At 63.7% G+C, this 25,332-nt stretch carries 27 protein-coding genes; 11 read left to right on the top strand and 16 right to left on the bottom strand.

What is annotated here, in order from left to right:
• Positions 1-205 precede the first annotated feature (205 nt).
• The 3 genes from AAFP32_RS00540 to AAFP32_RS00530 are packed head-to-tail and all read left to right on the top strand — an operon-like array spanning position 206 to position 2,240.
• Positions 206-580, top strand: coding sequence for a metalloregulator ArsR/SmtB family transcription factor (locus AAFP32_RS00540; RefSeq protein ID WP_350270163.1), 375 nt, complete (start codon positions 206-208; stop codon positions 578-580).
• Position 581: 1 nt separating this feature from the next.
• Entirely contained in the window at positions 582-1,079 is a 498-nt protein-coding gene (locus AAFP32_RS00535; RefSeq protein ID WP_350270162.1) for an SRPBCC family protein, read from the top strand.
• Positions 1,080-1,115: 36 nt separating this feature from the next.
• On the top strand, positions 1,116-2,240 hold the full coding sequence (locus AAFP32_RS00530; RefSeq protein WP_350270161.1) for a PLP-dependent cysteine synthase family protein: 1,125 nt from the start codon (positions 1,116-1,118) through the stop codon (positions 2,238-2,240).
• A 30-nt stretch (positions 2,241-2,270) separates the two neighbouring features.
• Here AAFP32_RS00530 and AAFP32_RS00525 read toward each other — a convergent pair whose 3' ends face one another.
• Positions 2,271-2,966, bottom strand: a complete 696-nt coding sequence (locus tag AAFP32_RS00525; protein ID WP_350270160.1) for a GntR family transcriptional regulator — start codon at positions 2,964-2,966, stop codon at positions 2,271-2,273.
• Entirely contained in the window at positions 2,966-4,771 is a 1,806-nt protein-coding gene (locus AAFP32_RS00520; protein WP_350270159.1) for a gamma-glutamyltransferase family protein, read from the bottom strand. Before AAFP32_RS00520 ends, AAFP32_RS00525 begins: the two co-directional genes overlap by 1 nt.
• Positions 4,772-4,952: 181 nt before the next feature.
• Here AAFP32_RS00520 and AAFP32_RS00515 point away from each other — a divergent pair, with 181 nt between their 5' ends.
• Complete coding sequence (locus tag AAFP32_RS00515; protein WP_350270158.1) at positions 4,953-5,648, top strand: YoaK family protein; 696 nt, start codon at positions 4,953-4,955, stop codon at positions 5,646-5,648.
• A 58-nt stretch (positions 5,649-5,706) separates the two neighbouring features.
• Positions 5,707-6,159: a PCC domain-containing protein gene (locus AAFP32_RS00510; RefSeq protein ID WP_350270157.1), complete on the top strand. Its 453-nt coding sequence runs from the start codon at positions 5,707-5,709 to the stop codon at positions 6,157-6,159.
• Here the strand turns inward: AAFP32_RS00510 and AAFP32_RS00505 are convergent.
• The 11 genes from AAFP32_RS00505 to AAFP32_RS00455 all read right to left on the bottom strand — a co-directional run bounded on the left by AAFP32_RS00505 (position 6,087) and on the right by AAFP32_RS00455 (position 15,591).
• Positions 6,087-6,500 carry a TfoX/Sxy family protein gene (locus tag AAFP32_RS00505; RefSeq protein WP_350270156.1) on the bottom strand — a complete coding sequence of 138 codons (414 nt, stop codon included), beginning with the start codon at positions 6,498-6,500 and terminating at the stop codon, positions 6,087-6,089. The genes AAFP32_RS00510 and AAFP32_RS00505 overlap by 73 nt on opposite strands.
• An 11-nt stretch (positions 6,501-6,511) precedes the next feature.
• Positions 6,512-6,871, bottom strand: a complete 360-nt coding sequence (locus tag AAFP32_RS00500; RefSeq protein WP_350270155.1) for a nuclear transport factor 2 family protein — start codon at positions 6,869-6,871, stop codon at positions 6,512-6,514.
• Positions 6,872-6,913: 42 nt separating this feature from the next.
• Positions 6,914-7,348, bottom strand: coding sequence for an SRPBCC domain-containing protein (locus AAFP32_RS00495; protein WP_350270154.1), 435 nt, complete (start codon positions 7,346-7,348; stop codon positions 6,914-6,916).
• Positions 7,341-7,754 (bottom strand): metalloregulator ArsR/SmtB family transcription factor, encoded by a 414-nt coding sequence (locus tag AAFP32_RS00490; RefSeq protein ID WP_350270153.1) that lies wholly within the window; start codon positions 7,752-7,754, stop codon positions 7,341-7,343. The genes AAFP32_RS00495 and AAFP32_RS00490 overlap by 8 nt, the downstream gene beginning before the upstream one ends.
• Positions 7,755-7,809: 55 nt before the next feature.
• Positions 7,810-8,595 carry an MOSC domain-containing protein gene (locus AAFP32_RS00485; protein WP_350270152.1) on the bottom strand — a complete coding sequence of 262 codons (786 nt, stop codon included), beginning with the start codon at positions 8,593-8,595 and terminating at the stop codon, positions 7,810-7,812.
• Positions 8,596-8,645: 50 nt separating this feature from the next.
• Positions 8,646-8,816: an SDR family oxidoreductase gene (locus AAFP32_RS00480; protein ID WP_350270151.1), complete on the bottom strand. Its 171-nt coding sequence runs from the start codon at positions 8,814-8,816 to the stop codon at positions 8,646-8,648.
• Complete coding sequence (locus tag AAFP32_RS00475) at positions 8,740-9,474, bottom strand: hypothetical protein (RefSeq protein ID WP_350270150.1); 735 nt, start codon at positions 9,472-9,474, stop codon at positions 8,740-8,742. The genes AAFP32_RS00480 and AAFP32_RS00475 overlap by 77 nt, the downstream gene beginning before the upstream one ends.
• Positions 9,475-9,607: 133 nt before the next feature.
• Positions 9,608-10,039, bottom strand: coding sequence for a putative immunity protein (locus AAFP32_RS00470; RefSeq protein WP_350270149.1), 432 nt, complete (start codon positions 10,037-10,039; stop codon positions 9,608-9,610).
• Between the two features lie 85 nt (positions 10,040-10,124).
• Positions 10,125-12,647, bottom strand: coding sequence for a GcvT family protein (locus AAFP32_RS00465; RefSeq protein WP_350270148.1), 2,523 nt, complete (start codon positions 12,645-12,647; stop codon positions 10,125-10,127).
• Between the two features lie 101 nt (positions 12,648-12,748).
• On the bottom strand, positions 12,749-14,296 hold the full coding sequence (locus AAFP32_RS00460; RefSeq protein ID WP_350270147.1) for an iron-sulfur cluster-binding domain-containing protein: 1,548 nt from the start codon (positions 14,294-14,296) through the stop codon (positions 12,749-12,751).
• The gene (locus AAFP32_RS00455) at positions 14,293-15,591 is read right to left on the bottom strand and encodes an aromatic ring-hydroxylating oxygenase subunit alpha (protein WP_420883376.1); all 1,299 of its coding nucleotides are present in this window, start codon (positions 15,589-15,591) and stop codon (positions 14,293-14,295) included. The genes AAFP32_RS00460 and AAFP32_RS00455 overlap by 4 nt, the downstream gene beginning before the upstream one ends.
• 125 nt (positions 15,592-15,716) lie before the next feature.
• Here AAFP32_RS00455 and AAFP32_RS00450 point away from each other — a divergent pair, with 125 nt between their 5' ends.
• Together AAFP32_RS00450 and fdhA are read left to right on the top strand one after the other, a co-directional pair.
• Positions 15,717-16,643, top strand: a complete 927-nt coding sequence (locus tag AAFP32_RS00450) for a LysR family transcriptional regulator (RefSeq protein ID WP_350270145.1) — start codon at positions 15,717-15,719, stop codon at positions 16,641-16,643.
• Between the two features lie 230 nt (positions 16,644-16,873).
• Positions 16,874-18,088, top strand: a complete 1,215-nt coding sequence (fdhA, locus tag AAFP32_RS00445; RefSeq protein WP_350270144.1) for a formaldehyde dehydrogenase, glutathione-independent — start codon at positions 16,874-16,876, stop codon at positions 18,086-18,088.
• 137 nt (positions 18,089-18,225) lie between these two features.
• Here fdhA and AAFP32_RS00440 read toward each other — a convergent pair whose 3' ends face one another.
• Positions 18,226-19,422, bottom strand: coding sequence for a M20 family metallopeptidase (locus tag AAFP32_RS00440; protein WP_350270143.1), 1,197 nt, complete (start codon positions 19,420-19,422; stop codon positions 18,226-18,228).
• A 113-nt stretch (positions 19,423-19,535) separates the two neighbouring features.
• Positions 19,536-19,979, bottom strand: a complete 444-nt coding sequence (locus tag AAFP32_RS00435; RefSeq protein WP_350270142.1) for a helix-turn-helix domain-containing protein — start codon at positions 19,977-19,979, stop codon at positions 19,536-19,538.
• Between the two features lie 191 nt (positions 19,980-20,170).
• Between AAFP32_RS00435 and AAFP32_RS00430 the strand changes: the two genes are divergently transcribed.
• On the top strand, positions 20,171-21,643 hold the full coding sequence (locus AAFP32_RS00430) for an MFS transporter (protein WP_350270141.1): 1,473 nt from the start codon (positions 20,171-20,173) through the stop codon (positions 21,641-21,643).
• 110 nt (positions 21,644-21,753) lie between these two features.
• A complete protein-coding gene (locus tag AAFP32_RS00425) occupies positions 21,754-22,308 on the top strand; it encodes a dihydrofolate reductase family protein (protein ID WP_350270140.1) in 555 nt (184 codons plus the stop codon).
• A 70-nt stretch (positions 22,309-22,378) separates the two neighbouring features.
• Here the strand turns inward: AAFP32_RS00425 and AAFP32_RS00420 are convergent, their stop codons facing one another.
• A complete protein-coding gene (locus AAFP32_RS00420) occupies positions 22,379-22,735 on the bottom strand; it encodes a VOC family protein (protein WP_350270139.1) in 357 nt (118 codons plus the stop codon).
• Positions 22,736-22,989: 254 nt separating this feature from the next.
• Here AAFP32_RS00420 and AAFP32_RS00415 point away from each other — a divergent pair, with 254 nt between their 5' ends.
• Positions 22,990-23,772: a SurA N-terminal domain-containing protein gene (locus tag AAFP32_RS00415; RefSeq protein ID WP_350270138.1), complete on the top strand. Its 783-nt coding sequence runs from the start codon at positions 22,990-22,992 to the stop codon at positions 23,770-23,772.
• 180 nt (positions 23,773-23,952) lie between these two features.
• Positions 23,953-25,326: an L-lactate MFS transporter gene (locus tag AAFP32_RS00410; RefSeq protein ID WP_350270137.1), complete on the top strand. Its 1,374-nt coding sequence runs from the start codon at positions 23,953-23,955 to the stop codon at positions 25,324-25,326.
• Positions 25,327-25,332: the final 6 nt, after the last annotated feature.

The raw sequence follows: 25,332 nt of genomic DNA, 5'->3' as shown, positions 1-25,332 counted from the left end.
CCTCGCCGAGGCGGTGCTCGGCGGAATTCGCGACTGCGAAATCGGTTGCCCCACACTGTCCACATCACAAACGGGAGACATCAGCACTGGCCAGGTGGCGTGCTTGAGGCCTGCGAAAAACTTATTCAATGAAATGGTTGATTACATATTCACATCACTCTACAGTGGTATCCAACCAATGAGTTGAATACGGATCGGAGGTCCAGTGACAGACCAGCTGACAAAGGTGTTCGCCGCCCTGGCCGACCCCACACGCAGAGACATGGTGGCCCGACTGTCCGTCGCCGACGCCACGGTCAATGAACTCGCCGCACCCTATGAGGTCAGCGTTCAGGCCGTGTCGAAGCACCTCAAGGTGCTCGAAGATTCGGGACTGGTCACTCGCACCCGGGAGGCTCAGCGCAGACCGGTCCACCTCGAAGACAACGTGTTCGATCTGATGACCAAATGGATCGAGAGATACAGGCAGCAGGCCGAAGAGCGCTATCACCGCCTCGACGCAGTCCTGGACACCATGGACACCGACTCTTCAGCCGCCCCTGCAACAGATTCCCCAGAAAACTCACGCACAGGAGCATGACATGACCACCACAGACGACACCGACTATTCGACCCTGCACCTCGACGTCCCGGAAGGGGCTCAGACCGTCTCGATCACCCGCGACTTCGCCGCCACTCCGGACAAGGTGTTCCGTGCCCACACGGATCCGGAGCTCTTCGTCAAATGGTGCGGACCGGACACGATCACGAGCACGATCCGCGAATGGGACGCACAGACAGGTGGACGCTGGAGCTACGTATCAGCCGATGATTCCGGCGAATACGGCTTCTTCGGTTCATTCCACGAGGTGAGGGAGAACGAACGCATCGTCCAGACGTTCGCATTCGAGAGCTTCCCGGATGCGGTGAGCCTGGAGATCCTCACGCTGAGCGACCTCGGCGATGGGCGCACCCGCCTGAGCTCGACGTCGATCTTCGACTCGTTGGAATCCCGCGACGGCATGGTTGCTTCGGGCATGGAGCAGGGAATCGTCGAAGGCTATGACAAGCTCGACAGGCTGCTTGCGGAAGGACGGTGATCGCCAGCAGCGGGCTTGTCCCATAAGCTCGTGGGCATGACGGACACACATGATCGCTCACCCGCTGCTGCCGAAGAGGACATCGACCGCTACGATCCGGAGGCTCGCCGCTGGCTGTCGGGCGCGATCAGAGCCGTGCAGTCGGATGCCAAGAGATCGTCGGATACGCATCTGCTCCATGTTCCGCTGCCGGCCGAGTGGGGGATCGATCTCTACCTCAAGGACGAATCCAGCCATCCCACCGGGTCACTCAAGCACCGGCTGGCTCGGTCACTGTTCCTCCATGCGCTGTGCAATGGCTGGATTCGTCCCGGTCGCCCGGTCGTGGAGGCCTCCAGCGGATCGACCGCGGTCTCCGAGGCGTATTTCGCTCAGCTCATCGGCGTCCCGTTCATCGCAGTCATGGCTCGCTCCACGAGTGCCCAGAAGATCTCCCTCATCGAGTTCTATGGCGGCACCTGCCATTTCGTTGACAACGCCAATGAGGTCTACGAGGTCGCTGCACAGCTGGCTGCGGAGTCCGGCGGTCACTACATGGACCAGTTCACGTATGCCGAACGGGCCACGGATTGGCGTGGCAACAACAACATCGCCGAGTCGATCTTTGACCAGATGTCGAACGAACAGCACCCCGAACCGGCCTGGATCGTCGCCACCGCCGGAACGGGCGGCACCTCGGCAACCCTGGCCAGGTATGTTCGCTACACCGGTCGCGCCACAGGCATCTGCGTGGCCGATCCGGACAATTCAGCGTTCTTCGCCGGATGGCGCGACCACAATCCGGCCGCGGCGACCGACACCGGCTCCCGGATCGAGGGCATCGGACGCCAGCGGGTCGAGGCGAGCTTCATCCCCTCGAGCATCGACCGGATGATGCATGTCCCCGATGCGGCCTCGATCGCGTCGATTCAACTGCTCGAAAAGCTCATCGGGCGTCGTGCCGGAGCCTCGACGGGCACCGGCCTGTGGGCCGCGTTCCGCATCGTGTCGCAGATGAAGGCTGCCGGACAGTCAGGCAGTCTGGTGTCCCTGATCTGTGATCCTGGCGAGCGCTACCTCGACAAGTACTATTCGCAGAACTGGCTGGCAGAGGCCGGACTCGACACCACCGGCTACCGTGCCCGCCTCGACGAATTCATGGCCACCGGCCACCTGGACTGACCGAGACTGGCTATCTCCGGCGAAGCGAAATCAGCTGGACTGTTCGGGCTGGGCCGCCATCATGGCGAAGTAGGAGTCGCGACTGCGGCGAACGTGGCGGGCCATCACCTCGGCGGCCTTCGACTGCTGTCCGGCGTCGATGGCTGCGATGATGTCGCGGTGCTCGGGCCAGGCCTGCGGCCCGCGGCGGGTCACGTTCAGCGAGTACAGCCACTCGATCTTGCCTGAGATCTGACGCAGGAGACTGACGAAGGACAGGCTGCCGCTGAGTTCTGCGATGGCGAAGTGGAAACGCATATTGAGCACTGCCAGGTCCTCGTAGTGCTCCTGGCCGATGACGATATCGCCGGCGTCGAGGATCTCGTTGATCTCCTTGCGGATCGCCCGCCACCGATCGTCCGGTGCCTCACCGCTGCTCTGCTGCGCAGCGCGCTTCGCCGCCCGCTTGGCGGTCGCGGATTCTAAGACGATGCGGATCTCGAACAGATCCTCGGCGTCTTCGGTCGGTGAGGGCGCGACCATGCTGCCGCTGTAGGCCCGGGACTCGACAAGCCCCTCGGCTTCAAGCGCCCGCAGCGCTTCCCGGATCGGGATCCGCGAGACCTCGTATTGTTTTGCCAGGGCCGCTTCCCGCAGCTTGCCGCCCGGCGGGTGCACACCATGGATGATGTCCTGGCGAATCTGTGCGCCGACGCTCACGCTGCTGGACTCAGCTTTTGCAGTCATCATCTGCCTGCCGCGTAACCCTGCGCACCGCGCGGGTTCGCCCCAGCGGTGACTCGTCCCGTGGCCGGATCACGGGTCACGCAGGAGAGCCGACCGAGTTCCCAGTCGCCGGCCCTGGTCACGACGTGACCGCGGCTGATGAGTCCGTTGATGACGTCCTCGCCGAGGCGGTCCTCGACGATCACCCCGCCCGGGACCCAGGTGCGCGGCCAGAAGGACCCGGCCAGGGCCGTGGTGTGCAGGGCCGGTGCGTCGATGGCCTGCTGTGGTTCGTACCCGCCGACGAGCATGCGCAGGATCAACAGCAGCTGCCACTGCTCCTGCTGGTCACCGCCGGGAGAGCCGAGGGCGATGACCGGTTGGTCGTCCTTCGAGATCAGGGTCGGAGTCAGTGTGGTGCGTGGGCGTTTTCCGGGAGTCAGGGCCGAGGGCGCGGTTTCGTCGAGCCACATCATCTGCAGGCGGGTGCCCAGGCAGAATCCGAGCTCCGGGATGATGGGCGAGGACTGCAGCCAACCGCCTGAGGGTGTGGCGGAGATGATATTGCCCCAGCGGTCGACGACGTCGATGTGGCAGGTGTCGCCGTTGTTGACGCCGTTCTTCGCCACGGTGGGCTCGCCGACGCCCGCCTTCGCCATGGCCTCCTCGTCCGCGCCTTCGAGCACGAGTGGTGGGGTGAAGGTCGAGACTGTTCCTGCACGGTTCGCGCCGGGACGAACTTCGAGTGAGGCATCATCGGTGATGAGGTCTCGCCTGCTGGCTGCGTAGTCCTCGCTGAGCAGCCAGTCGAGGTCGACATCACCGTCCCCGTAATAGGTGTCGCGGTCGGCCATCGCGAGTTTGAGTGCTTCGAGAATCGTGTGCGCACCGATCTCGGTCGAGGGATCGAGCCGGTCGTCGTCGAAGCCGTCGAGGATCTTCAGTGTCTGCAGCAGGACCGGGCCCTGCCCCCAGGCTCCGATCTTCGCAATCGAGTAGCCGCGGAAGTCGATCGTCACCGGTGTCTCGAAGTGGGCGTCGAATCCGGCGAAGTCGGCGGCTGTCATCACTCCGGCGTGGTCACCTCCGGTCGAGTGCCGGTGCGGGGTGGAGATGAACTTCGCTACCGCCTCGGCGACGAAGCCGGTCTTCCATGCCTGACGTGCCGCGGCGACTCTGGCAGTGCGCCCGTCGATACCTTCGCCGGCAGCGATGAGCTTCTTCAGCACCTCGGCGTACGGACGGTTGTACACCAGGTCACCTGATTTCGGGGTCTGGCCGTCGGGGATCCACTGCGCAGCGGAGGTGGGCCAGTGTTCGGTGAAGAGTTCCTGGACACGTTCGATGGTGCCCACGACTCGGGCGAGGACCGGGTGCCCGTTCTCGGCGTAGTCGATGGCGAAGTCGAGAACATCGGCAAGTTCCCACGTGCCGTGGTGCTCGAGCAGGTTGAGCCAGGAGTCGACGGCTCCGGGCACCGCGGAGGCGAGCGCTCCGGCACCGGGGACCATGTCGAGACCTTCACTGCGGTAGTGCTCAATGGTTGCAGCTGCCGGTGCCGGGCCCTGTCCCATCATGATCTGCGGGTTCGCTGGGTCCTCTGCGGTGGCGAAGACTCCTGTCATGTCACCGCCGGGACCGTTGAGGTGGGGTTCGACAACGTGGAGGAGGAAGGCTCCGGCCACGGCCGCATCAAAGGCGTTGCCGCCGCGTTCGAGCACGGCCTGCGAAGCTGCGGTGGCCAACCAGTGGGTGGAAGCAGCCATCCCGAAATGCCCCTCCAAAGTTGGCCGAGTAGTGAAGGCAGCGGGTGGGGTGAACGGCATATCGGTATTCCTTCGTCGAACTGAGGTCGAGTGTGCGGATCAGATGGAGCGATTCTTCTCTGCCAAACAAAGTCGTTTGCATACAATCTAATCTCTCTTTATCATTTTGTATACGAACGATCCTCATTTTGTGAAATTCGGGATCCCCCGAGCTCAGTGGAGAGCCCCAGGAAAGGACGCGATGACACGTCGACTCGATCTGGCCATGCTGCTCGTGCTGACATTCTCGACCGGAATGGTCGATGCCATCGGCTACCTGGGCTTCGACAAGGTCTTCACCGGAAACATGACGGGCAACGTCGTCATCCTCGGCATGGGCCTGGCCGGGGCCGAGGACACCCCGGTACTTCGCCCGGCCCTGGCGCTCGTGTTCTTCATGCTGGGCGCGGCCCTGGGCGGGCGTATCTTGGGGCGGATCGGCGAGGACTGGCACCAGCGCACCACGGCGATCTTCGCCGGCGTGGCCCTCGGGTGTGCCGGCCTGGCCGTCTATGTCGCACTCGTGCCCGACCCCGAGGTGGGACTGGCCGGCACGATCTTCACCTCGGCGCTGTCGGCCCTCATGGGAGCGCAGGCGGCTGCGGCCCGGCGGATGAAGATCGCCGATGTCACCACAGTGGTCGTGACCTCGACGATCGTCGGTCTCGCCTCCGACTCACGGCTGGCCGGGGGCGACAGCGCCCGCTGGGTCCGGCGTGCGCTGGCCGTCCTTCTCATCCTGATCGGTGCCATCGCCGGTGCCGCGACGCTGATGATCAATCAGTGGATCGGCATCGCCGTCGTCGCCGTGGCCATTGCCGTCGTGGCCATCATCGGCCACCGAGGCGCCCGGAAGCGGTCCCTCGCCGAGGCGGAGGTCTCCCCCGCGCGCACCTGAGTTCCCGATTCGCCCACGGAAATGCCCCTGCAAGCGCAGCCCACACCCACCTCGGCGAGTGAAAACACCGGACAGCTACGCCGCCCACCGCCGGCGCACGGCCCGCGCGCCGAGATACGGCTGTGCCCCGCCGAAGTTCGACGGGGCACCCGGTTTTTCGATGGGGAGGGCTGGCCACAGCCTCAGCTCGCTGGCCCGAACGACACCGTTCGAACGGTCCGTGACCGGAGCCATCGTGCGCGTCTGCCGAGAGGCCGGGTTCGACTCCGCCGAGGTGTCCGCCAGTCTTGGCAGCACCACCGGAGCCGTGTTCACCCGGGGGACCGCGCCTTGGCCTGCCGTTGAGTTCACCCATCTGAGAGGGTACGTGTCGTCAGCATCGGGCGAGAACCCCCGCGTGCACCTCGAGGGCGAGGTCGTCGACGTCGCTGGTGATGTTCACTCCGGTGTACTGGCCGCGGGTGCGAACCTCGTGGCCGTGACCTTCGAGCTCTTCATCCGCCGTAGCTGATTTGCTCCGGCCACTGCCCGGTTGTGCTCCATCGCCGCTGTGACCCACGAAGTCAGGCGCTCGTCGTTCCTGATGGCTTCTGCAGACACTTCGATCCAGCCTGGTCCCATGTCACGTCCGGGCCCCATTTCTGCCTGAGATGCGCCGGGCAGGTCCAGCAGCTCCTCGTGCCTGTCGGCTTCGACCCGCACCAGGAGGCCACCGTCTTTCTGCGCGCTGACCAGCATCTTCTCGTTGACCATCAGGGAGCGTCCACCGAACATCGACACCTCCCGCACGACTGGCTCTTCTGCCACCAGTGCTCGTAGACGTTCGACGAGAGAGCTCTGCTCTGGCGTCATCGGCATTGTCCTTACCCTTCGTCGGGCGGGCCGTACGAGAGACGGTCGAAGATCAGCACGCTTTGGCTGATCTTGTCGTCATCGACCGTGAAGAACTCGGCCGCAGGTGCTGTCGAGGTTGTGGAGGTCTGCGGATAGTAGAACAGGGCGACGCGATCGCCATCAGCGAATTCGGCAATGTCGCCGATTCCGGTGAGCATCGGGGCAAACCCACCGATGAAGTCCCGGTAGGCGTCTTTACCGTCGAGGTCCACGCCAGGGGCGCGGCAGATCACATCATCGGCGACGTATTGCATTGCGGTCTCGATATCGCCACTGGTCCAGGCGTGGTGGTACTTCTTGACGAGGTCGTAGGCGAAGTTGCGGGTCATGGGGCTTTCCTCTTCCTTCTTACGATGATGACGCAGGGGCTTTCAGTCAGGCAACGGGAACCAATGGTCAGTACCGGGGTTCTCGCCCGCGCCCGCAGTGGACAGACGCGGCAGGAAGTTCGACCACCCGTGGGCGTGGCCACGGACTTCTGTCTCGGGCAAGTCAGAATGACGGAGTTCGAGATGAGTGCCGGCAGCGACCGGCGTCAGTCGGAATTCGACCGTCGACGCACCGGAGGGGAGGTCATCGCTGCCGAAGAATCCCCATGAGACCACGACGCGGCTCGGGTACTCGACGCACAGGTATTCGCCGCGCACCGGGTGCCCGGCGATATCAACGGCGAACCGACCTCCGGTTTTCGGCTCCAGGTCGGCGTACTGCCCCATCCACGCCACCATTCCGGCATTCGTCGTCAGGTAGTCGAACACCACTTCGGGAGGTGCGGCGATGTCGATGGAGTCCCGGAACTCAGCCATGTGCTTTACGCTCCGAGGCTTCAATGACGGATTTCAGTGCCGACAGCTTGATCGGCCAGAAGTCATCCAGGTACGAACGCACCGCCGCGATTCCGTCGGTGTCCACGGTGAACAGGTGTCGCGTGCCGTCCCGAGTGCCGATTGCGAGTCCTGCCTTCTGCAGCACACCAAGATGGTGGGAAGTCGTCTGTTGTGACAGGCCGGTCGTCTCTGCGATGGAACCCACGGGTTGCGGTGCCGACCGGATCGAGGACAGGATCGCCCTTCGGTTTTCATCTGCAAGCGCACGCAGCGCCAGATCAAGACTGACTGCGGCCTCATTGCTCATCGTCTTGCCCCTCTGCTCGAACACACACAATCTAGCACAAATGAGTATTTGTACATATGGGTGGACGTATAAACTCATCATCGATTCTGAGGATCACTTGTCGCGAAATATCGTTCGCTGACCTACCGGTTCACTACGACTCGCCCACGACCTGGGCGTAGGTCCCGAAGAACGGCTCGCCGTTGGCGTTGCCACCACGGTACGCGGCAAGGGACTTCAACAGGCGTGGCCCGCGCGCACCGGTCACCGGCTCCAGATCCATGACCGCACATCGAGGAATCGTCTCCCCGATCCGGACACGGACACCACCCAACGACACCTCGCGCCCGGCCCAGGTCTCCTCGACGAACGGTTCCTCAGTGTCGATAAGGAAGGTCGCCCGGAACCGTGCCGCCTCGGCGAGCAGGTCGGGGTGGTCGACCTTGCGGCCCAGATCGCGGATGGAGGCTGTGGCGACGATGGACACCGGATCACCGTAGACGACGTCTCCTCGCGGGACTCTCGCCAGGCGCACGGATTTGCCGAGCCAGGCTGACAGCAGCCCGTCGTGTGGCCCGTCTGTGAGCTCGGCTTCGACAGGTCGACCCCAGTAGTCGCAGGTCAGCGTCTCGCCGGAGACCTCCGGCACTGCACTGACCGACCGGCCATCTGGCAGCCTCGTCTCCAAATGGTCATCGTGGAGCCGGGCGACGACTGCGACAAGTGAGGGATTCTGCACGGTTCGCAGCACCTGTCGCTTCTCCACGTCGACGAGGCAGTACCAGCGGTCCCCCACTGGTCCGCGCTCGTCGAAGTCGGCATCCGACTGCGACAGATGCCGTGCCCCCTTGATAGGTGTGAAGCCGACGGAGCGAACGTCGAGTGCTTCGGTCAGCGACGATGAATGCTTGGCGGCGCGCGCAGAATCTCGATCCTCCATGCGCCCAGACTACCCATTCTCCTGTGGCCTTCCGGTTCCGAGTCGGCGCCTCACGACATCACGGCTCCACCGTCGATGCGCAGGATCTGGCCCATTGTGGAGGCAGCACCATCGCTGGCGAGGCAGGCGACGGCCTCGGCGATCTCAGCCGGAACACCCAAACGATCGATGGCCTGGTTCGAGGTGTCGTAGTCCTGACCTGCGGTCAACGCGGATTCCACGGGACCCGGGGAAACTGAACGACAGCGGATCGCGCTTCGACAAAGGCACAAAGTCGTTGGCGTTGCCGATGCCGCGCCAGGTCACTGCCTGGGGAGCCGATGCGGCGACATCTTCGGCGGCCATGACAAGAGCGACGGCTCCGTCGGAGACCATCGAGCAGTCGGTGCGGCGCAGCGGTTCGGCGACATAGGGGTTCCTTTCCGAGACCGTGTTGCAGAACTCGAAACCGAGGTCCTTCTGCATGTGGGCCAGCGGGTTGTGGGAGCCGTTCGAGTGGTTCTTCGCGGCCAGCTTCGCGAGGGTCTGTGAGTGGTCGCCGTAGCGGTCGAAGTACTGACGGGCGATCTCGCCGAAGACACCGGCGATGGAATCGTGGGCGGCAAAAACCGCGGTAGAGCCTGTGGCACAGGCGTTCTCATGCCGATGCGCCGGGGTGAGAGCCAGCTCGGGGAACACAACGCCGGGCAGTGCTGCCTCGAATCCCTGCCTGGACAGGCCGTTGTTGTAGACGCCGACATGGATGACGTCGATGTCGGCAGGTTCGAGACCTGCATCGGCGATGGCGGCCCTGGCAACGTCGGCCATCATCTCAGGAAGCGGCGACTCGGAGCGCCCGAACTTTCCATGGGACCAACCGATGATCGCGGGCTTGGGCATGGACACTCCTTCGGGTCCGCCACCGAGGTGGGGAAGTCGACAGTAACTCTTGCTGTCATACTGTCGTCAGTCCCAGTAACTGGTCAACACGAATCCACCATATGGAACGAGGAGTGGACGATACCCTCAGCCGTCAGCCGTCAGCGTCGGGGTACACGTATTCGCGGAATCGACCAGGTACATGGGCCTTCTGCCATTCGAGTTCGCGTGCCAGTTCGCTACCTGCGAGCGCCTTCTTCGTATAGCGCACCAACTCCCGGCTATGACCTGCCATATGTGCCACCGCCACCGCCTGACCGCAGGCACGCGCAACTGCTGTACTCGCATATTCCGAGGCCTCTCGTGCGGCCGCATGGCAGCCGAAGGCGAGCTTTCGAATTTGCCCCACAGTCATTTGTCCCTCCGCGAACTGCAGTGCTCCGTCGAGAGCCTCCCTCGGTCGCCAATCGTCCGGACGATCAGCAGAGAACACAGGCAGCAGCCGCTCAGCACATGCCACCGACCATGTGATCAATTCCTGTCGGTCACGCTCTGGCAGTGTCAGGTCGGTGGGATCCGGCTTCATGTCTTGATTGTCTCAACAGCGGGTCACGGTGCACGCACCCAATCCAGAAACTGGCGCTGGGCCTGGTGCCTTGTCGCTGCGTCCCTCACCCTTTCAGCCGCGTCATCTCCGGGTCGAAGATCGGTTCGGCGGTGACCGTCGCCGGGAGTCTGCGCCCTAGGTATTCGATCTCGACGCCGTCACCGACAGACAGTGAGTTCGGCAACCAGGCGTAGGCGATGGTCTGCCCGATCGAGTAGCCATAGGCCGCCGAGGTGACATAGCCGTCGGCCTTCCCGGACCCGTTCGCAGCAGCCACAACCCCGGTCACATACACCGGCTCACTGCCCAACACCACGTCTTCCCGACAGTCGAGCGTCAGACACGTCAGCTTCGTTGTCGCCGCCGCGGCCCGCGCCTCAAGCGCAGCCTTCCCGCGGAAGTCATCGGTCTTCGAAGCCTTGACCGCGAAGCCGAGCCCTGCCTGCACGGGTTCGTGCTCGCTGGTCATATCGGAACCGAAGGAACGGAATCCCTTCTCCAGACGCAGTGAGTTGAAGGCCTCCCGTCCGGCTGCGATGAGCCCGAATTCCTGTCCGGCCTCCCACAGCACGTCCCAGAGCCGGTGTCCCAGGTCCGCCGAGGTGTAGAGCTCCCAGCCGAGCTCGCCGACGTAGGACAGGCGCATCGCTGTGACGGGGATGCCGCCGATGGTGATCGGCTTCGTCCGGAAGTACTTGAGCCCGTCATTGCTGAGGTCATCGTCGCTGACCTGCGACATCACCTCACGGGCGAGCGGCCCCCAGAGTCCGATGCAGCAGGTCCCCGAAGTCGTCTCCCGCACTGTGGCCCACTTGCTCGGATCCGCCGCAGACTGGTGTTTGGCCGCTCGGGTGATGGTGGCGAAGTCGATGTTGGAGTTCGCCCCCACCTGGTAGGTCTCCTCGTCGAGGATTGCGACGGTGATGTCACTGGTGATGCCGCCCTCCTCATCGAGCAGCAGTGTGTAGCTGACCGCACCCGGCTTGCGCAGCATCGACGAGGTGGTCAGCCCGTGCAGCAGTTCGCCAGCGCCTGGGCCCTTGACCTCGAAGCGTTTGAGCGCGGTCATGTCGTACATGGCCACGTTCGTCCGGGTCTTCCAGGCTTCGACCGCCGCGATGGGCGAATGGAACATGTCAGCCCACCCTTCACGTGCAGGCGCCTTCCACTCTTCGGGCACCTCACCCAATAGAGCAGCATTGGCTTCGTACCAGTGCGGGCGCTCCCACCCGTTCGTCTCGAGGAAGAATGCGCCGAGGGTCTTCTGCCGGTCGTTGAATGGACTCAGCCTCAGATCCCGAGGTGACACGCGTGGTTGCAGCGGGTGGATGACATCGTAGATCTCGACAAAATTCTGCTGCGAGGTCTCACTGACGTATTCGGGGGTCGTGAGTGCGTCCTCGAAGCGGTTGAGGTCGATGCCGGACAGGTCGGTGTTCGAGCGGCCGAGACAGAGGAGTTCGGCCACGGCCTTCGCGATGCCGGCACCGTGGGTGACCCAGACCGCCTCGGCGACGAAGAACCCGTCGACCTCTCGAGACTGGCCCACGAGTGACCCGCCGTCCGGGGTGAAGGAGAAGATGCCGTTGAAGCCGCGCTGAACCTGCGTCTGGCGCAGCTCGGGCAGCAGTTCCTGGGTGGCCTCCCACTCGCGAGCGAAGTCTTCGGGGGTGAATTCCAGGCTCGAAGGCATGACCTCCTCGGTGATCTCATCGGGCGAGTAGCTGCGCAGAGTATCGAGGTCGACGGGCATCGGCCGGTGGGCGTAGGAGCCGATGCCGATTCGATCGCCCCATTCGCGGTAGTAGAGGTCCTTGTCCTGGTAGCGCAGGATGGGCGCCGAGGCACCTGCGGGCTGCTCGTTCTTGCCAGCGAGGCTCGGCACCTCGGTGGTCCAGGCGAACTGGTGGCCCAGCGGCAGCAGCGGGATCCTCGTGCCGACCATCTCACCGATGTTCGGCCCCCAGAAGCCGGCACAGGAGACCACGAAGTCTGCCGGGAACCGGTCGTCTCCGGCAAGCACCGCGGTGACCTTGCCACCGGACTGTTCGATGCCGGTGACGGTGGTGCGGTCGCGGAATTCGACCCCGGCGGCCCGGGCCCGGTCCATGACCAGCTGGGTGCCACGGGCGGCGAGCGCCAACCCGTCGCCGGGGGTGAGCAGACCGCCGAGGACCTTGTCGGGATTCAGCATCGGGAACAGCCGCAGGCACTCCTGCGCGTCGACCATCTCGGCATCGACACCCCAGGAACGGTTCCATCCGGCACGACGGTGCAGGTCCTGGAGCCGATCAGGCTGGGTGGCGATCTCCAGGCCACCGACGGGCAGGAACGACCCGCGACCGTCAGGTCCGGTCAACGAGGTCAGCTTCTCGATCGTGTACTGGGCGAACTCGGTCATCGACTTCGACCCGTTCGAGGAGAAGACGAGACCGGGTGCGTGCGAGGTCGACCCACCGGGAATGGTCAGCGGACCCTGTTCGAGCACAAGCGTGTTGGTCCAGCCCAGCTGGGCGAGTTCGTCTGCGAGGTTGGCTCCGACGATGCCGGCTCCGATGATGACGACTCGGGGTGAGGAATTCGGCACTGTGTACTCCTTTGTGTTGCAGCTGAAATCTGGGGTGCGTGCGAAAGTGACGCTGGTGGCGATGGTGCAATCGGAGTGGGCAGTCCGCCCGGCCCGTCGTCTCAGGCGTCGATGACCAGGTCGCTCAACGCGGTCGAACAGCAGGGCAGGAACTTCCCGGCGTCGATCTCACGTGCGCGGATGCCGCCCTGGTGGTTCATATCAACCTCCCCGTCGAGCTTGACGACCTTGCAGGAGCCACACATGCCCTCCTGGCAGTTCGCCCCGATCTTCACTCCCGCTCGCCGGGCCGCATCGAGGACGAATTTGTCCGAAGCGACTCGGACGTTGATCCCGCTGCGCACGAAAGCCATCGTCAGCTCTCCTTCGCCCACCGTAGCGAAGGTCGTCGGGTCAATGACCGTGGCTTCGTCACTTGGGGCGACATCCGCCTCCGTGACCTCCCCCGCCGAGGCGGTTGTCGGCTCGGTTTCGGTGCCCGCACCAGTCGACACAACACCTTCGGCGTCGGGCACGATCAGGTCGATCTCCGGTTCGACGGGAACCTCTGCCAGGGCGTCGACGGCCTCCACCGGAGCGCCGGTGACTTCGACAGGTCCGTCGGCGGTGTACTCCGGTTCGTACATCTCCAGGGCCGCCGGCTGCTGTTCGTAGTATTCCTCGGTCGAGGACGCGATCTCCTCGGCGATCTCCCCTGCCAGGGCGACCTCCTCGGCGTATTCGAGTCTGGTCGCACGGTCACCGGAGAAGAACTCCATGAACACCGAGGTGTCATCCACGCCGACCTCGCGCAGACAGTCCGTGGCGGTGTTGAGGTAGCCCTCGGGGCCACATGCGAACACCTGCCGCCCGTTGGCATCGGGCACGACCTCCTCGAGAAGAGCGGTCGAGAGGCGACCGGTCTTTCCCGCCCAAGTGCTGGCAGCGCCTGCCGACTCGTCCTTCTGCTTCCGATCCCCCTGCGAACGGTCTCCCTGTGCCCGGTCACCCAGGGCGTAGATGACCTCGATGCGGAAGTCGGCGCGGGCCAGGAAGTCGAGCTCTTCGGAGAAGGCGAAGCGATCCGGTGCGGAGCCGTGATAGAGGAGAACGACATCGGCCTGACCGGGTAGGGAATGGATCGTGCGCACCATCGACATGAGCGGGGTGATGCCCGCCCCCGCGCCGAGCAGAAGATAACGGGCTCGCCGGTCGTAGTCGGCGAGGTGGAACGCTCCCACCGGACCGAGCATCTCGAGCACCGTGCCAGGCCTGATGGATTCGTGTGCCCAGGGTGAGACGAGCCCCTTCGGGTCGCGTTTGATCGTGATGGAGAACGTCCACGGTTCTGTCGGCGCGCTCGAGATCGAGTAGCTCCTCGACACGGGTTCGGCACCCTCCCCGCGCACGGGGAAGTCGATGTTGATGTACTGACCGGACCGGAATGCCAGCGGGGCGCCATCCATCCGGCGGAACACGAAGACCATCATGTCGCCCGCCTCGGGGATGGTCTCCACGCATTCCGCCCAGAATTCCTGTGGGTGCCAGGGCCCCAGCGCCGTGGCGGCTCCAGCCGGTCCTATCGTGCTTGAAAGCACCCGATTCCATGGCATTTCGAGGCCCCGGATCCGCTGTGCCAGCGGAATCATCGGGTCATCGACGCGCTTCATCCCACGTGCTCCCGCATCCGCTGCACGTACCAGTTGATGAAGGCCTCGACCTGATATTCGCTCTTCATGTAGGGGCCCTGCTCGTAGAACGGACTCCTTGCACCCTGCTGGCACAGTTCGACGAAGTTCTTGTCCTGCAGGTTCGTCTGCTTCCACGTGTGCGTCAGCGACTCAAGGTCGTAGTCGACACCTTCGACGGCATCGTCGGCGACGAGCCAGGTCGTCCGCACCTGAGTCTGGTGAGCATTGATCGGGAGCACCGTGAACGTCACGACATGATCGCCGAGGAGGTGGAACCAGCTGTTGGGCTGCAGGTGCATCGAGCAGCGTCCAAGGCGAAAATCGGGGAGATCGCCGAGGAGCTTCTTCGACAGGCGCCTGCCATCTGCTGAGAATGACTCCCCCTGTCCGTCAAGGGATTCACGTGAGATTCGGATCCCGGCCAGGCGGGTGTCGAGTTCCTCGATGACTTCGTAGGGCAGTCCGTAGCGTCGGCACCGGTATTCCAGCGAGGCCTGTGCCTGCTGGTTGCGGTCCCAGACGTCCTCGAGGTGCGGTGGGATCGTCTCATCGGTCAGACCCCAGGTCGGGAACAGGGCGCAGGCGAGCTCCGGGTGGCCATCGCAGTGGTAGCACTCCCGGTTGTTCTCCATCACGAGTTTCCAATTCGCGTCCTCGATGATGTTCTGCTGATAGGCCACCTTCGTCTTCGCGAGCTCATGCGGTGCGACGTAGGGGGCGAAGATCGCCGCGGTGTCGTCGAAGTCGGCGGGAGGCTCATCGGCCAGACACAGGAAGACGAGGCCCGCGACGATCTTCCCGTGCGCACGCTTGAGCGAATAGCAGGCCTTGTCGAATTCCATCTCCCCCGGCGCCGAGGCGTGGATGAGCTGTCCATCGGGTGAATACGTCCACGAATGGTATCCGCAGACCAGGTTGCCTGTGGTGCCGCTGGCCTCGGTGAGGACGCGGGCGCCGCGGTGGCGGCAGACGTTGTGGAGGACGTTGACACCGCCGTCGTCGGTGCGGAGGACGAGCAGGGAATAGGGCCCATAGTCGAGGGTGATGTAGTCTCCGGGCTCTGGAATCTCCGCGACGCTGCAGGCGAAGACCCAGTTCTGTGCGAACACGGCCTGCATATCGAGGGTGAAGAGATGGTCATCAGTGTAGAACGGAGCCTCGAGAGAGAATCCGGTGCGTCGCGTCTCGAGCAGTCGACGGATCTCATCGAGTCTCTCTTCGCTGAAACCGGCAGGGAAACCCTTCTTCGTCGGCGCCAGATTCACTGCGGTCAATTCCATCTCCCTTGATGTCTGCTGCTGTCACAGTCGACATTAGCGATCCGAACACTGCAGGAAAAGCGCGAGATTCTGGCGGATTATGTGCGGATTGTTCGTATGATCCAAGGCACAATAGTGGCATGATCGATCCGCGTCTCATCACGCTTCGCACGTTCGCCGCCTGCGGCACCGTCGCCGCCACTGCCGAGCTCACCGGGTACTCGCCTTCAGCGGTCTCCGGTCAGCTGCGCGAGCTCCAGCATTCGTTGGGGATGACGCTGCTGGTCAAGGATGGGCGAGGACTGCGCTTGACCGCGACGGGCCGGCATCTCGTCCGCCGCTCCGACAGGCTCATCGCCGAATGGGAGGAGATTCGCGCCTCGTCCCTGAGCGCCGGTGACCAGTCTCCGTCGCACTTCGGCATCGGCGGCTTCTCGACGGCGTCATCGAATCTGCTCGCACCGCTTGCCGCCCACCTGGGCAGCGCTCACCCGGAAACCGCGGTCCACGTGATCGAAGCCAGTCCGACACGATGCTTCGAACTCCTCGTCGCCGAACGAATCGATCTCGCTGTCGTCGTATCGATGCAAGGCGATGTCCAGGTCGAAGACGATCCCCGGTTTGAGAAGATCGATCTCCTCGACGATCCACTCGACGTCATGGTGCCCTCCGATCATCCGGTGGCGGAACTCGAATCCGTGTCGCTGGCGGATCTGGCCGGCGAGGATTGGATCGCCGCCGTGCCCGGATCGTCCTACCACGCAATGTTCATCGCCGCCTTCACCGCCGCCGGCGTAACCCCGACGATCTCCCACGAATCCGTGGAATGGGAGACCTCGGCCGCCCTGGTCGGCGTCGGAGTCGGCGTGAGTCTCCTGCCGCGGCTGGTCAGTCTCGCCGGAGAAGACAACGTCACTCGTGTGCGCCTGAGCGGGACCGGTCGACTCAGCCGCAAGATCATCGCCGCGGTCCGGGCGGGCAGCCGCAGCTCCCCACTGATCAGAGAATCTCTGCGGCATCTGAAGTCCACCTCGCAGCACATTCTGGCGACCCGCCTCGGCGAATAGGCAGTTTGCTGCGGGATTCCAAGCTGTGCACTTGGGCCTCCAGGCACCCATACCGACCAGCTCCTCGACGTTTCGAGACGGCAGCCGTCGGCGTCCCAGACGGCTATTGACAGACGCCTGAGCCAACGGCGAGACTGCAGTCACGTCTGATGCAAGACTGATATTTCAGGTGACCGATCGGTTCTCCTGAGGTTCGCCACTTCCACATTCATTTGATTGGAGACTCAACGATGAGCAACAAGGCAATCAGCTACGCAGGTCCCGGCAAGGTCGAAGTCGTCGACACCGCCTATCCCGACTTCGTCCTCAAGGACGGGCCCGGTGTCCATCCCGCCAATGTCGGCCGCAAGGTCGATCACGGCGTCATCCTCAAGACCGTGGCCACGAACATCTGCGGCTCCGACCAGCACATGGTTCGCGGTCGCACCACTGCACCCGAAGGGCTCGTCCTCGGCCACGAGATCACCGGCGAGGTGGTCGAAGTCGGCCGTGACGTCGAATTCGTCAAGGTCGGCGACCTCGTCTCTGTGCCGTTCAATATCTCCTGCGGTCGCTGCCGGAACTGCATCGAACGCCAGACTGGCATCTGCCTCAACGTCAACCCCGACCGCCCGGGGTCTGCGTACGGCTATGTCGACATGGGCGGATGGGTCGGCGGGCAGGCCGAATACGTCCTCGTCCCCTACGCCGACTGGAACGTCCTGAAGTTCCCGGACAAGGAGCAGGCGATGGAGAAGATCCTCGACCTGGCCATGCTCTCCGATATCTTCCCCACCGGCTTCCACGGTGCGGTCGGCGCAGGTGTCACGATAGGGTCGACGGTCTACGTCGCGGGTGCAGGTCCTGTCGGGATCGCTGCGGCCACCTCGGCGCAGCTCCTCGGTGCATCGGTCGTCATCGTCGGCGACCTCAACGAGGACCGCCTGGCGCAGGCACGCGCCTTCGGCTGTGAGACCGTCGATGTGTCCAAGGGCGACCCGAAGGATCAGATCGAGCAGATCCTCGGCACTCCCGAGGTCGACTGCGGCATCGATGCCGTCGGCTTCGAAGCTCGGGGCCATGGCAAGAATGCGGCCACGGAGGCTCCGGCCACCGTGCTCAACTCACTCATGGACATCACCCGCGCCGGCGGCGCCCTGGGCATTCCGGGGCTCTACGTCACCGGCGATCCGGGGGCGGCCGACGAAGCAGCCCAGCAGGGCTCGCTGTCGATGCGCTTCGGACTCGGCTTCGCGAAGTCCCACGTCTTCGTCACCGGCCAGTGCCCGGTCATGAAGTACAACCGCGGTCTCATGCACGCGATCCTGAACGACAAGGTCTCGATCGCGAAGAACGTCAACGCTACTCCGATCGCCCTCGATGACGCCCCGCAGGGCTACGCCGACTTCGACTCGGGTGTCGCCAAGAAGTTCGTCCTCGACCCTCATGGCATGATCAAGGCCTGAGGCTCGCGGCGCGCCCTCGCCGCGCGGCAGCGAGCACGCCTGTGTTTCGCTGCCGCGCCCGGGTTTCAGGCGTCAAGGCATTGACCGGATGGCCCAGCGAACCCTCAGTCCTGCTCGTCCGCCAGCCGGGAGAACCCTCAGTCCTGCTCGTCCGCCAGACGCGCAAAGGCCAGGTGGGCCAGAGCCGCCGCCTGGTCGCCGAGGAGCCCGTCGTCGAAGACCACCCTGGGCGAATGGTTGGTCTCCGCATTCGGGTCGACCCCTTCGGGGGTGGCTCCGAGGAACACGAACGTGCCGGGCACCTTCTCCAGCACGTAGGAGAAGTCCTCGGACCCCATCCGCGGGGAATCCATCTCCGTAACGCGGTCGGCCCCGAAGACCTCGCCGAGGCGGTCGATGGCCACGCGGGTCTCGGCGGGGTTGTTCACGGTCACGGGAAATCCGACCTGGAAGTCCACCTCGGCGGTGCATCGGTGTGCGCGGGCGATGTTCTCCGCGATTTCGGGCACGCGCTCCTGGAGCAGGGCGATGGAGTCGGCAGAGAGGAAGCGCACCGAAGCGGTCAGCTTCGCGGTGTCCGGGATGATGTTGCTGGCCTGTGAGCCCTCGAGCTGAGTCACGGAGACGACGACGGGGTCGAAGATGTCGAAAGACCGGGTCGTCATCGTGTTCAAGGCGAGCGCGATCTCAGCGACCGCGGGCACCGGGTCACGGGTGGACTGCGGCTGCGAGCTATGGCCACCGGCACCGTGGATCGTGAGATTGAGATCAGCGAATCCGGCCATGAGCGGACCGCCTCTGGTCGTGAATAGTCCGCGTTCGGCCGCCTCGACGTGAATTCCGTAGGCGGCGACGAGAGGAGTGCCTGCGGCCTCGAGAACGCCCTCGGCGATCATCGGCTCGGCACCGCCCTCGACCTCTTCGGCGGGTTGGAACATGAACACGATCGAACCTGGCAGCTCATCCCTGTGCGCGGCGAGCAGGCGGGCCGCACCGACAAGGCCCGCGGTGTGCATATCGTGGCCGCAGGCGTGCATATTGCCGTTCGTCGACGCGAAGTCGAGGCCCGTGTCCTCGACCAGGGGCAGGGCATCCATGTCCCCGCGCAGGAGAACTGCGGGCCCGGGGCGTCCGCCCTTGAGCACGGCCACGATCGACGTCAGCGACTCCCCCGTCGTGATCTCGAGTCCCAGCCCTGCGAGTTCGTCCAGGACGGTCTTTTGCGTGAATGGCAGATCGAAACCGAGCTCCGGATTGGCGTGCAGAGTCCGGCGCAAGTCCCTGAGGTTGCTCAACAGGCCCTGAGCTTCAGTGCGAAAATCGGGAATGGACATGATTCTCCTCTTCGAGTGATGGCTGGCTTAGTGCCTCGCCTGCCGACCGAGGCGATGTGGGCGGTTCGAGGCGATGCGGGTGGTTCGAGGCGGTATGGGTGGTGGACTCGACTCTACTGAGTCCGGCCCGCGTCCGGCTCTTCGGTCTCGCCACTGGAAACGGGACGAACCGCTTGCCCATACGCCTCGACGAATCGACTGAAGCCGGCGAGAAATTCGTCGATGTCCGTACCCAGCGCCTCGAGGCCCAAGTGGTAGGCAGCCATGGACTTCTCGACATCGGCCTCGAAGGCCCGCTCCCCTTCGGCCGAGGCAGAGAATTCGTGCGCCGCGCTGCCCGCTCGACGATCGCGGCGCAGAAGACCCGCGTTGAGCGCGGCATTGATCTGGCGATTGACCGTGGACTGCTCGAGCCGCAGCTCCTCTGCGATCTCTTTGAGTGTGCGAGCCCGATCGTCGGAGAACATCCACAAAATCCGCAGGTCAGCCGTGCCGAGGTCCATCTGGTGCCCGTGGGCCCGTCTGGCGGCGTCGAGTCGCGTGATCAGATCGGCCACCCGGCGGTCTCCGGAAACCGACGCACCGTTGTGATCTTCTCGACATCGGCCCGGATTCCGCTCAGTTCGGCGTCCCGCATTTGATTGCTCGTCCATAGAAATGTATTCTACATAAGTCGCAAATATGTAAATTACATATATGACCGCCGAACTCACCGACTCCCCGGCTCCGACAGGAAGAGGCCAGATCTTTGAACTCCCCACGTACGACCGCTGATGCTCCCGAGCAGGAGGGCGGACCTGCGGCTCCTCGACCGGTCCTCATCGCCATGGTGCTCGGCTTCTCCAGCCTGTGCGCAGCGCTCATGCAGTCACTGGTGATCCCCCTCCAGCCCGAGCTCCCCCAACTGCTGGACACCCCAGCAAGCAATGCGGCGTGGGTCGTGACGGCCACACTCCTCGCCGGCGGTGTCGCCATGCCCGTAGCCGGGCGACTTGCTGATATCTACGGGCGCAAACCGATCCTTGTCGCCTCCGCGGTCATCATGTTGGCCGGATCCATCATCTGTGCCCTGTACTCGACCATCGGCCCGGTGCTCATCGGTCGAATCCTCCAGGGCTTCGCCATGGGCTACATTCCGGTGGCGATCAGCTTCGTGCGTGAGGTGACACCACCGGCGATGCGCAATTCCGCCGTGGCCGGCATCAGCGCCACGCTCGGAGTCGGCGGGGCACTGGGACTTCCGATCGCCGCCTGGATCGCTCAGGCCTTCGACTGGCACATGCTGTTCTGGCTCTCGGCGGTTCTCGCGGCTGCGATGACTGTGCTCTCGTACCTCTTCCTCCCACAGATCTCCCCGGTCGATCGGGGACGCTTCGACTTCCTCGGCGCGGTCGGTCTCGCCGTGGGAATCGTCGGTGTGCTCACGGGAGTCTCCAAGGGCAACGACTGGGGGTGGACGGCACCCTCGACGCTCCTCTCGATCATCGGCGGACTCGTCGTCCTCATCGGCTGGGGATTCTTCGAGGCCCATCACACTCATCCTCTCGTCGATCTGCGCACCACGATCAGACGACCGATCCTGCTGACGAACATTGCGGCCCTGCTCATCGGCTTCGGCATGATGGCGCAGTCCATCGTCGTCCCCCAGCTTCTGCAGATGCCCGAGTCCACCGGATACGGGCTCGGACAGACGATGCTCCAGGCCGGACTGTGGATGGCACCGGGCGGCCTCATGATGCTCGCCTTCACCCCGATCTCGAGTCGTCTGCTCTCAACTCTGGGCGGACGTTCGACTCTCGTACTCGGCGCCTTGGTCATCGCCGCCGGATACGTCTTCGCGGTGTTCCTTGCCGGAGCGCCATGGATGCTCATGATCGCGACCTGCATCGCCTGCGCCGGAGTGGGAATCGGCTACGCCGCCATGCCGACGCTCATCCTCGAGAACTCCCCCGCCGCCGAGGCAGGTTCCGGTGTCGGCGTCAATGCGCTCATGCGCTCGATGGGAACAACCACGGCGGGTGCCGTGATGGCGATCGTCCTGACAAGTCAGACCGTGTCGAACAATGGGATCTCGATCCCCGACGAGGCCGCCTTCCGCACCTGCTTCATCATCGGAGCCGCAGCGGCACTGGCCGGAGCCCTCGTCGTGCTCCTGATCAAACCCGGCAAGCCGGAGACGCATGTCGTCGAGACCTCGGAGCACGCCGAGTCCATCGCCTGACTGACACGCTCTTCAGCGCCCGAGGTCCATGAGCCGCCCGAGACCATGGACCTCGGGCTTCGGTGTGCGTAGCGTTGTCACTCACGCCGCCGCTGACGGAGGAGCCAGCCATGCGAATCATCATCACCCAGAACATGACCCTCGACGGACGGGTCGAAATGCTCGATGATTGGTTCGATCCGCAGTCCCAGGACGAGGAGCTGTCCGCTGAACTCATGCGGCAGTCGGCCAATGAGGAAGTGCTGCTGCTTGGCCGGCAGACCTTCGAGGACTTCCGTGGCTACTGGCCGCTGCAGACCGATGACACGACCGGGGTCGCGGCCCACCTCAACCAGATCGACAAGCGAGTGGTGTCGACGACGCTGACCGAACCGGGCTGGCAGAACACAACCGTCATCCGCGAAGATCCGCTGCAGGCTGTCGCTGCCCTACGCGATGAACGGGGCCGCGACGTGATCCTCACCGGCAGCATCACCCTGGCACATGCGCTCATCGCAGCCGATCTCGTCGATGAGTACCGCATGTTCACCTATCCGGCGTGGCAGGGACGCGGACGTGGGTTCTTTCCCGACGACGCCAGGCCGCCTCGACTGCGGCTGCTCGATTCGAAGTCCTTCGCCAGCGGCGTCGTGTACTCGGCCTACGAGCCCACAGGTATAACGTGATTCACGCAGTCTTGAACGCGCCTGCGAGCCCTGCAGGTGGGCGGTGAGTGGGCAGAGAGCCTTCGAAGAATCACGCCGTCCCGAACATCACCTTCCGGCCGTCGGGGTCTTCGAGCGTGACGACCACATCATCGACCTCGACAAGTGGTGCACCCACGCTCTGCACGTGGTCGAGGAACTCCTCAAGATCAGGAACCCGAAAGTAGAGATGAGTGAGATTGGACGCCGGGTCGGGCGGATGGCTGTAGTCGGCGAAGGATTTTGCGTCATGGAGAGCAATCTGGACACCGTCGATGTCCAGCATCCAGTAGGTGTACTCGTCGCTGCTGACGGCTTCCAATCCGACGCCTGCGACGTCCCGGTAGAAGTCAGCCGTCGCCTCGACGTCATCGCAGGTCAGGAACACGCTGCGAAATTTCGATTGCATATGTGGACACCTCCGCCCGCAAACCGGTCTCCGGTGGGAACCGACCGCACACCCGATTCCTTACGAGTCTATCCGCAGTCGCTGACTCGACATAGGGGTCTCGCAAAGAAGGCCCGAAGCATTGAGCACCCCCATGGCCGCCTCCTGGCCGAAGGGCCTCAACTCGTCTTGCCAAGCGTCTTTCATCCTCCACACATACTTCAATGAATCGCGACTGTTAGCCTGACAGGCTGACCCCGATATCAGGAGTGAATGTGCAGAAGAGCAAGTGGCTGCTGGGCCTCGCCTTGTCCGTATCCGTGGTGTCCTTCGCCGCTTGCGGTTCAGCCGAGGACAAACCAGCGGACGAGCAGACCTCCGCCGCTGCTGGGCAGAGTCAGGGCCAGGGGCAAGACCAAGCCCAGGGCCAAGACGGCAAGCCGAACACTGATGGCATTCCTGATGTCGTTGCGAAGGTCAACGGTGAGAAGATCACGAAGGATGACTTCGTCCCCCTTTACGAGACCCAGTACCAGCAGATGCAGATGCAGTCACAGCAGTCGGGCCAGCAGGTCGATGAGAAGCAGCTCAAGACGCAGACGGCCGAAAACCTGGTCAGCACCAAGCTGCTCAGCCAGGAAGCCCAGAAGCGTGACATCAAGATCTCCGATAAGGACATCGACAAGGCACTCAAGGAGTCTGCCGAAGCGAGCCAGATGAGCAAAAAGGACTTTCTTGCCGCCATGAAGAAGCAGGGCATGGACGAGAAGAAAGTCCATTCCGAGCTGAAGACCCAGTTGGCGATCGAAGATCTCATCAAGGACGAATACGGCGAGTTCAAGGTCAGCGGCGAAGAGATCGGCCAGGCCTACCAGCAGGCGAAGACCCAGCAGGAGCAGATGGCGCAGCAGAGCGGCCAGCAGGCCCAGGAAGTCCCGCCACTTGAGGAAATGCGTCCGCAGCTCGAGAAGCAGGTGAAGAGCCAGAAGTCGACCGAGGCGACCCAGAAGTACGCCAAGAAGCTACGCGACAAGGGCGACGTCACGATCAACCTCTGACCGGCCAGCCACTGGCCCGAGTCTCATTCTTGGGGAATTTCTGAGTGTTCCTCGCCAAATCCTTGAGTGCGCTCTAATATGTAGTGGGAACAGAAACGTGTCGCAATGACACGCTCGGCCTCACAGCACGTGCGACCAACGAATGCCGCACGCAGAGCACACCAATCTAAGGATCCTTCCATGGCTTCCGTCCTCACGCGATCAGCGATCGTCGCCCCGAAGAACTTCAACCGGTGGCTGATCCCGCCGGCGGCCCTGGCAATCCATCTGTGCATCGGGCAGGTCTACGCGTTCAGCGTGTTCAAGATCCCCTTCATGTCACACTTCGATGCCGGTGAAGTCTCGATCGGCTGGATCTTCTCAATCGCGATCCTCATGCTCGGCATCTCCTCGGCCGTCTTCGGTCCCTGGGTGGAGAAGAACGGACCGCGAGCCTCCATGGTCGCAGCAGGCACCTGCTGGGTGGTCGGCTTCTTCATCGCGTCATTGGGAATCACGACCGGTCAGCTGTGGCTCGTCTACCTGGGCTACGGTGTCATCGGCGGCATCGGCCTGGGCATCGGATACATCTCCCCGGTCTCGACGCTGATGAAGTGGTTCCCGGACCGTCCAGGCCTGGCCACAGGCCTGGCCATCATGGGCTTCGGCGGCGGCGCCCTCATCGCCAGCCCGATGTCGAACCAGCTGATGAGCATGTACGGCGGCGGGTCAGAACCGGAGAACCTCGTCGCGGGCCTGACTCCGACCTTCATCACCCTCGGCATCGTCTATGCCGTCGTCATCACCGCCGGTGCCTTCGTCATTCGAGTCCCTCACCCCGAGTGGTCACCGAAGGGCTTCGATCCTGCCAAGGCGACGACCAAGCCCATGCAGACCACGGGCAACGTCTCTGTCCGCAGTGCGGTTCGCACCCCGCAGTTCTGGTTGCTGTGGGCCGCCCTCTTCCTCAACGTCACCGCCGGCATCGGCATCCTCGAAAATGCCGCTCCGATGATCCAGGCCTATTTCGGCATCACTGCCGCAGCAGCAGCCGGCTTCGTCGGTCTTCTGTCAATCGGCAACATGGGCGGTCGTTTCATCTGGTCGACGACCTCGGATTACCTCGGTCGCAAAAACAACTACATGCTCTACCTCGGCGGTGGGCTCCTGCTCTACCTGGTCGTCGCGCTCTTCGGCGGCAGCTCCATCGTGCTCTTCATTCTCGCCACCCTCGTCATCATCTCGTTCTATGGCGGTGGCTTCTCCACCGTTCCGGCCTACCTCAAGGATCTCTTCGGCGTCTACCAGGTCGGCGCGATCCACGGCGCACTGCTCACCGCATGGTCAGCGGCCGGCGTTGCCGGACCACTCATCGTCAACTCCGTCGTCGAGGCCGGCGAGAGGGCCGGTAAGACCGGCCCGGAGCTCTACACCCCCGGCATGTACATCATGGTCGGGGCACTGGCTATCGGCTTCATCGCCAACGCCCTCATCCGACCGGTCAGCAAGAGGCACTTCGAACGCGAAGAGACAGTCAGGGTCAAACAGGCCGCCGTGATCGAAGACAACAACTAAAAGGAA

It is taken from the genome of Brevibacterium sp. CBA3109, assembly GCF_040256645.1.
Taxonomy (GTDB): domain Bacteria; phylum Actinomycetota; class Actinomycetes; order Actinomycetales; family Brevibacteriaceae; genus Brevibacterium; species Brevibacterium koreense.
This window is presented reverse-complemented; position numbering and strand designations above follow the sequence as displayed.

Excerpts from the sequence above, each read along its gene's own strand:
- AAFP32_RS00535 (WP_350270162.1), top strand. The coding sequence starts at position 582 with ATGACCACCACAGACGACACCGACTATTCGACCCTGCACCTCGACGTC.
- AAFP32_RS00530 (WP_350270161.1), top strand. The coding sequence starts at position 1,116 with ATGACGGACACACATGATCGCTCACCCGCTGCTGCCGAAGAGGACATC.
- AAFP32_RS00525 (WP_350270160.1), bottom strand. The coding sequence starts at position 2,966 with ATGACTGCAAAAGCTGAGTCCAGCAGCGTGAGCGTCGGCGCACAGATT.
- AAFP32_RS00520 (WP_350270159.1), bottom strand. The coding sequence starts at position 4,771 with ATGCCGTTCACCCCACCCGCTGCCTTCACTACTCGGCCAACTTTGGAG.
- AAFP32_RS00515 (WP_350270158.1), top strand. The coding sequence starts at position 4,953 with ATGACACGTCGACTCGATCTGGCCATGCTGCTCGTGCTGACATTCTCG.
- AAFP32_RS00505 (WP_350270156.1), bottom strand. The coding sequence starts at position 6,500 with ATGACGCCAGAGCAGAGCTCTCTCGTCGAACGTCTACGAGCACTGGTG.
- AAFP32_RS00500 (WP_350270155.1), bottom strand. The coding sequence starts at position 6,871 with ATGACCCGCAACTTCGCCTACGACCTCGTCAAGAAGTACCACCACGCC.
- AAFP32_RS00495 (WP_350270154.1), bottom strand. The coding sequence starts at position 7,348 with ATGGCTGAGTTCCGGGACTCCATCGACATCGCCGCACCTCCCGAAGTG.
- AAFP32_RS00490 (WP_350270153.1), bottom strand. The coding sequence starts at position 7,754 with ATGAGTTTATACGTCCACCCATATGTACAAATACTCATTTGTGCTAGA.
- AAFP32_RS00485 (WP_350270152.1), bottom strand. The coding sequence starts at position 8,595 with ATGGAGGATCGAGATTCTGCGCGCGCCGCCAAGCATTCATCGTCGCTG.
- AAFP32_RS00475 (WP_350270150.1), bottom strand. The coding sequence starts at position 9,474 with ATGCCCAAGCCCGCGATCATCGGTTGGTCCCATGGAAAGTTCGGGCGC.
- AAFP32_RS00470 (WP_350270149.1), bottom strand. The coding sequence starts at position 10,039 with ATGAAGCCGGATCCCACCGACCTGACACTGCCAGAGCGTGACCGACAG.
- AAFP32_RS00460 (WP_350270147.1), bottom strand. The coding sequence starts at position 14,296 with ATGAAGCGCGTCGATGACCCGATGATTCCGCTGGCACAGCGGATCCGG.
- AAFP32_RS00450 (WP_350270145.1), top strand. The coding sequence starts at position 15,717 with ATGATCGATCCGCGTCTCATCACGCTTCGCACGTTCGCCGCCTGCGGC.
- fdhA (WP_350270144.1), top strand. The coding sequence starts at position 16,874 with ATGAGCAACAAGGCAATCAGCTACGCAGGTCCCGGCAAGGTCGAAGTC.
- AAFP32_RS00440 (WP_350270143.1), bottom strand. The coding sequence starts at position 19,422 with ATGTCCATTCCCGATTTTCGCACTGAAGCTCAGGGCCTGTTGAGCAAC.
- AAFP32_RS00425 (WP_350270140.1), top strand. The coding sequence starts at position 21,754 with ATGCGAATCATCATCACCCAGAACATGACCCTCGACGGACGGGTCGAA.
- AAFP32_RS00420 (WP_350270139.1), bottom strand. The coding sequence starts at position 22,735 with ATGCAATCGAAATTTCGCAGCGTGTTCCTGACCTGCGATGACGTCGAG.
- AAFP32_RS00410 (WP_350270137.1), top strand. The coding sequence starts at position 23,953 with ATGGCTTCCGTCCTCACGCGATCAGCGATCGTCGCCCCGAAGAACTTC.